This window comes from Alcanivorax sp. UBA3183, assembly GCF_002364155.1.
Taxonomy (GTDB): Bacteria; Pseudomonadota; Gammaproteobacteria; order Pseudomonadales; family Alcanivoracaceae; genus Alcanivorax; species Alcanivorax jadensis.
Genome location: NZ_DEXN01000025.1, coordinates 38,107 through 43,958 on the forward strand (window position 1 = coordinate 38,107; position 5,852 = coordinate 43,958).

Below are 5,852 nucleotides of genomic sequence, written 5' to 3' on the forward strand. Positions count from 1 at the left end.
TCGCCGAACAGGTTGTGCATGTCGCCGAGGATTTCCTGGTAGGCACCCACCATGAAAATCCCCAGGTGGCCGTTGAGCTGTTCCGGCAGTGGCAAGGTGGCTTCCACGCCTTCGCCATCCACGAACTGGTCGATGCGGCCATCGGAATCGCAGGTAATATCCTGGATCACCGCCCGACGGGTGGCCGGCTTGTCCAGGCCGGACAAGGGCAGCACCGGGAAGACCTGGTTGATCCCCCACACATCCGGCACCGACTGGAACACGGAAAAATTCACGAACAACTTGTCCGCCAGGGTTTCGTTGAGGCTGTCGAGCAACTCTCGCTGCTGCTTGCGCAGCGGGTTCAACCGACCGCGCAGGGCCAGCAGGCAGTTGATATACAGCTGCTCGCCGCGGGCGCGGGTGCCCAGGCCCAGGTCACCGGCGATATAACGCTGGTGAATGTCCTGCCAGGCGCCGGTCACTTCCGAGAAACGCTCGATCAGATTGCCCGGTTCGCCGGCCAGCAACCCTTGCAGCTCCCATAACTGGTGCAGCTCGGCCACGTCGTCGTCCACCGGCGCCTCCACCGTCACCGGGGCCATCTGCTCCTGGTCGGTGATATTCACCAGCAGCACCGCGTGGTGAGCGGTCAGCGCCCGGCCGGATTCGGAGATGATGTTGGGCTCCGGCAGGCCGTGCTGGGCACACTGCTGCTGCAGGGTCTGCACGATATGGCGGGCATAGTCGCCCACCCCATAGTTCATGGAGCAATAGGACCGGGAGTGGGTGCCTTCATAATCCACCCCCAGGCCGCCGCCCACATCCACGGTCTCCACCGCCGCGCCCAGGGCGCGCATCTCGGTGTAGTAACGGGCCGCTTCGCGCATGCCCGCCTTGATGTCCTGGATATTGGCCACCTGGGAGCCCAGGTGAAAATGCAGCAGCTTCACGCAATCCAGCCGCCCGGCGGCACGGCAGTGCTCGATGGCCGCCATCAGCTGCGGCGCACTCAGGCCGAACTTGGACTTCTCGCCCCCGGTGTTCTGCCAGTTACCCTTGCTGATGCTCATCAGCCGCACCCGCAGGCCGATGCGCGGCGACACGCCCAGCTCGTCCGCCAGCGACAGCAGCGCCGGCAGCTCGGACATCTTCTCCACCACGATATGCACGTGAAAGCCCAGCTTCTCGCCCATCAGCGCCAGGCGCAGGTATTCCGCGTCCTTGTAGCCGTTGCAGACGATGGTATCGCCCGGGTTGGACAGGGCCAGCACGGCCAGCAGCTCCGGCTTGGAGCCCGCCTCCAGGCCGATGCGCTCGCCGTCTTCACGGGCGCGCAGAATCTCGTGCACCACCCGGCGCTGCTGGTTCACCTTGATCGGATACACCGGCGTATAGCCGCCCTGATAGTCGTTGCCCTCAATGGCCTCCCGGAAGGCCCCGGCCAGCAGCTTCACCCGCTGGCGAAGAATCCCGGAAAAACGCGCCAGTACCGGGGCCCGCAACCCGGCCGCCCGGCAGCTTTCCAGCACCGCTTCCAGCGTGGCCTGGCCGCCCTGCTCGCCATTGGGCCGCACACACAGCTGGCCCTGGTCGTCGATTCGGAAGTAGCTGTCGCCCCAGCGATCCACGTTGTAGATGTCGCTGGCGGGCAAGGAAGATCTGTCGGTCATTACCTGTCCTGAAATAAGGGGGTTGTCTGGGGGCATTATGCCTGCCGGGGCGCCGCACTCGCACCCCTTTTTCCTGCTTTACATGAGGGGCGCAGGCCTTACAATCGCGAGTATTGTCCACCCCGGGGAGCCATCTTGCTCCCACCCACTGGAAAGGCCCATGAGCAGCACCAAAGACAACTGGTTTTACGAGCACTTCGACACCGCCGGCACCGCTTTCGGCCTGCGCCTGAAACAAAAGCTGGAAGAAGTGCAGACCGAGTATCAGCACATCGAGATGTGGGAAACCGACACCTTCGGTTACCTGATGACCATCGATGGCGCCACCATGCTCTCCACCCGCGACAACTTCCTCTACCACGAGATGATGTCGCACCCGGTGCTGTTCAGCCACGCCAACCCCAAGCGCGTCATCATCATCGGTGGCGGCGACTGCGGCACCCTGCGTGAAGTGCTGCGTCATTCCAGCGTGGAAAAAGCCACCCAGATCGACATCGACGAAATGGTCACCCGCTATTCCGAGAAATACTTCCCGGAGCTGTGCGAGTCCAACAACGACAGCCGCGCCGAACTGCTGTTCGAAGACGGCGTGCAATACATGCGCGACTGCGACGACGGCAGTGTGGACGTGATCATCGTGGATTCCACCGACCCGGTGGGCCCGGCAGAAGGCCTGTTCAAGGCCGACTTCTTCCGTGATTGCCACCGCGTACTGGCCGATGGCGGCATCATCGTGCAGCAATCCGAATCCCCGCTGCTGCACAGCGATACCATCATCAAGGACCTGCACGCCAACATGCGTGAAGCGGGCTTCAGCACCACCCAGACCCTGCCCTTCCCGCAGCCGGTGTACCCCAGCGGCTGGTGGAGCTGCACCCTGGCGGGCAAGAATTCAGATGTGGGCAGCTTCCGCGAGGCGGACGCCACCGGAAAAGGGTTCGAGACGAAGTATTATTCAGCGGCCATGCATAAAGGGGCGTTGGTGTTGCCGCCGTTTATGGAGAAGGCGATTAAGGGCTAGGCGTTGCAAGCTGCAAGAAAAAGAATGCCCTTGTCTTTGTTGGAAGCAAGGGCATTTTCTTTTAGATATACCGACCACTAAGAAACCAAAGCGCACGGGGCAAGACCTGACCCAACTCCCTCTCCACTTGAGGCTAAGAAAGTGCCGTTCAGGCCGATACGATCGGCACTTTCATACTCTGTCACCGCTACTTTTTTCGAGGCAAAATCATAGAAAAAATATTTTTTTGGTATGTAACCCCCATTACAACCTCTTCCGTACCAGGATCAGGCTTAACAGATAAACTTCCGCCGTTTAACTCGATAATCTTTCTTGCCCGACTCATTCCTATTCCGTTCCCCGATTTACCAGATTTTTTTGCTATATCTCCGGAAACGCCTTCCTCGAAAATAATATCTACCTCGTCCGGCCGGATTTGCGTGCTAATCATTTCAAAAATAATTTCTGACCGGCCTAAATGGTTGCATATTTTCACCCCCATTTCACTTCCCGGCCTAATATATTTAGCCGAATTTTCTATTATATGGTAAAGAGCAACATGAACCGATTCATAGTCAAAGTAAGCTAAGTAGCGGTCTTCCCGATCACCCACAACAACTCTAACATTTTTGTCAGTAAAATCCGGAAAGAATAGATAAAAAATATTCATCAAGACCTTGTGGACATTATGATTTGTGGGCCTAAGGTCAGGAGTCGAATCAAACAATTTCTTAAACACTGCAAACTCCGCCTTCATGGCAGCATTATTTTTGGCCATTCTCAGAAGAACCATTGCAGCTTCTTTGGGCTCATCTTCCACAACAGACTGAACATATGCCAGCTGCTTACCCATTTTCCTACTGACATTTTCTTGAGGTATCAGAGAGTAAAACTCCTGTATATTATGAGCGTTAATCGACGTCAGATTATGAATCAACCGGCTGGTACTTCTGTTTGTCTCCCTTGCCGACTCTTCAATTATTTCTCGTATTCTATTAGCAGAATTTAATATCGTTTTTATTTCTTTTTTAAAAACCGATGAACTTTTAATATGATCTTTCAGCTCACTAAAAGCAAAAACCTTATACCCGTCAGACTCCATAGTGCCAGCCCTCATTCGCCCAGAAATAAACTTATTCGAAGGCCCTTTAAGACTTGGAATTATCCGAATATCGCTTTCGCTTAAGTTACTGAATATTACCTGCCCATTACTATCAATCAGCCTATATCTTACATCCATTTATTTAACCGCCAATCCCTATGGTAAATTCTTCCACCAGTCTTTGAAATTGATATGGATCTGCATTTTTTGCTAAAAACGAATCCGCTTTCCTCAGCGCCTCATGAAATCTATCACCCTCAGTTTCAGCGGAGTATATAATCACTTTTTTCTCTTTATATTTCTCTTTTATAGCAAGCGCCAAACCTAACCCTTCATCAGAAAACCCCATCGATACACCCACCCCCTGAACATCAATAAAGAGGATATCTGCCTCAACCACATCCCTATCATCCAAGGTTTCGCAGTCCTTTATAAGCTTTGCATGGACCCACCCGCTTCGACTCAAAATTTTCACAACCTTAAACCTAGCATCATCATCGATAAAAAGTATTTTTGTGACATTCTTGAAATGATCTAGATCTTTACCTCTTCTTTCATCATTAACCAGCAAACTCTCAATCTCAGCTTCATTAGCATTATCACCGCCACTGCCGCCCGATACTGACAAATCATTCACAACGGCATTCTCTTGAGGCACACTCTTAAAGCGCATCAATGTCGCAAAAATACCAATAACGAAAACTCCCACCCCACTAAAAATCCACTCTTTATTATTTATTAACCAATCCATGCCTTTCCTTATAAATAGTAAATATTTTTTGACCACCTCGCGCAATCAGGCTTTGGCCAAACTTTTCTTCTTACGCCCATAAATAAAAACGGGGACCAGACCTTTCCCATGACCTGCAACCTATTTGCATGCGAAGCAACATCTGACTCCATCGCCCCGGGCCACCCCTCTCATTTTTCCCCTCGCGCCTCCTTATAAACTAAAGCCATTTTTTATTCACATGAAATCATCAAATTCATTGCGCATTGCCTTGTGAATTCTTTCCATTAGAAGACGAAACATTCTATGGTCGCTTTTTTCATCACAATGCATAGCAATCTCTTCTGTCTCCATCATCAATCGATGAAACTCTCTCTCCTGAAGCTCTTTAGGCGTTTTCTTTCTGGAATTTATAAGCCTGTCCAGCTTGCCAGAGATCCGCTCATACTCGATTGAAGAAATACCCCCTTTTGACCCACCTCTCCTACTATCTACCATTGAGATTTCAAGCATTTTCCGCATATCATTCAATTGAGCCTGCACAACATCAATTGCGAATGCTTCTTTATTGTCCCCCTCTAGTTTTGGAATAGACGCGGAATTACTTAATGCCATTAGGCGAACAATAGAATTAATACTTCCCTGTTGACCTTCAGCAGCCTTGGTAGCGTTAATTGTTTCCGTCAGCTCTGCTTGAGTTTTCAAGACATCGTGGTACTTCATCCCTTTGTCATATTCCAAATAACGCAGAGGACCAATATCAAATATTTTTGGCGTTCCCTTTTCCTGTATTAACACAACAGGTTTATCAAAAGCCTGCCTAATCCCAAGCTCAAAAAGAACATTGGGATTTCTGGAGCTTAAATCACAAATAGCTATTGGGGCATCTATAAGTTTTTTAAGTATATCCAAATGAATAAAGTTCGTTTCCTTTACTTCATCTGCTCTTCGAGCTACGAACTCAGTATTATCCACTGCCGGCTTTACGATATCTTCATAAACCCTAAAGAAATGCCCTTTGTCATACCCGTCAGCATCACTGATAGGCATAATAACAAAGCAATCTTTGTTCTCTTTTTTAGCCATAAATTTTTTCTTCCCATTCCGCAGGATTGCTCAGAACTCATGATTGGGGCCACGTGTTACCCCTGCGCACCAAATCAAATAGGAGAGACATGCAACGAAACCAGCTCTAGGCCAGCATAAGAATAAACAGACAGGCATCCCTTCCCCCGATTCGCTTTCGCAGGCCATGCCACCCTGGCTGACCGGTTGTTATTTGTGATCCCGTTCCGAATCTACACAATATTTGCGTATAAGGAAACGCGCAGGGAAAGCAATTGAGAATTGATAGTTGAGAATTGATAA

At 51.1% G+C, this 5,852-nt stretch carries 5 protein-coding genes; 1 reads left to right on the forward strand and 4 read right to left on the reverse strand.

Annotation, left to right across the window (positions count from 1 at the left end):
- Positions 1-1,652 (reverse strand): biosynthetic arginine decarboxylase (gene speA, locus B3Q33_RS10220; RefSeq protein ID WP_272963451.1); only part of this gene is annotated, 1,652 nt, incomplete at its 3' end.
- Positions 1,653-1,812: 160 nt separating this feature from the next.
- Here speA and speE point away from each other — a divergent pair.
- Positions 1,813-2,673 carry a polyamine aminopropyltransferase gene (gene speE / locus B3Q33_RS10225; protein ID WP_272963450.1) on the forward strand — a complete coding sequence of 287 codons (861 nt, stop codon included), beginning with the start codon at positions 1,813-1,815 and terminating at the stop codon, positions 2,671-2,673.
- Positions 2,674-2,860: 187 nt separating this feature from the next.
- On the opposite strand, the gene B3Q33_RS10230 is transcribed toward speE, so the two are convergent.
- The 3 genes from B3Q33_RS10230 to B3Q33_RS10240 all read right to left on the reverse strand — a co-directional run bounded on the left by B3Q33_RS10230 (position 2,861) and on the right by B3Q33_RS10240 (position 5,570).
- Entirely contained in the window at positions 2,861-3,892 is a 1,032-nt protein-coding gene (locus B3Q33_RS10230; protein ID WP_272963449.1) for a sensor histidine kinase, read from the reverse strand.
- A 4-nt stretch (positions 3,893-3,896) separates the two neighbouring features.
- The gene (locus B3Q33_RS10235; protein ID WP_272963448.1) at positions 3,897-4,505 is read right to left on the reverse strand and encodes a hypothetical protein; all 609 of its coding nucleotides are present in this window, start codon (positions 4,503-4,505) and stop codon (positions 3,897-3,899) included.
- 216 nt (positions 4,506-4,721) lie between these two features.
- Positions 4,722-5,570, reverse strand: a complete 849-nt coding sequence (locus B3Q33_RS10240; RefSeq protein WP_272963447.1) for a hypothetical protein — start codon at positions 5,568-5,570, stop codon at positions 4,722-4,724.
- Between the last annotated feature and the right edge of the window lie 282 nt (positions 5,571-5,852).

What these genes read in the sequence shown, in the direction of transcription:
- speE (WP_272963450.1), top strand. Translation starts at nt 1,813, where the DNA reads ATGAGCAGCACCAAAGACAACTGGTTTTACGAGCACTTCGACACCGCC.
- B3Q33_RS10230 (WP_272963449.1), bottom strand. Translation starts at nt 3,892, where the DNA reads ATGGATGTAAGATATAGGCTGATTGATAGTAATGGGCAGGTAATATTC.
- B3Q33_RS10235 (WP_272963448.1), bottom strand. Translation starts at nt 4,505, where the DNA reads ATGGATTGGTTAATAAATAATAAAGAGTGGATTTTTAGTGGGGTGGGA.
- B3Q33_RS10240 (WP_272963447.1), bottom strand. Translation starts at nt 5,570, where the DNA reads ATGGCTAAAAAAGAGAACAAAGATTGCTTTGTTATTATGCCTATCAGT.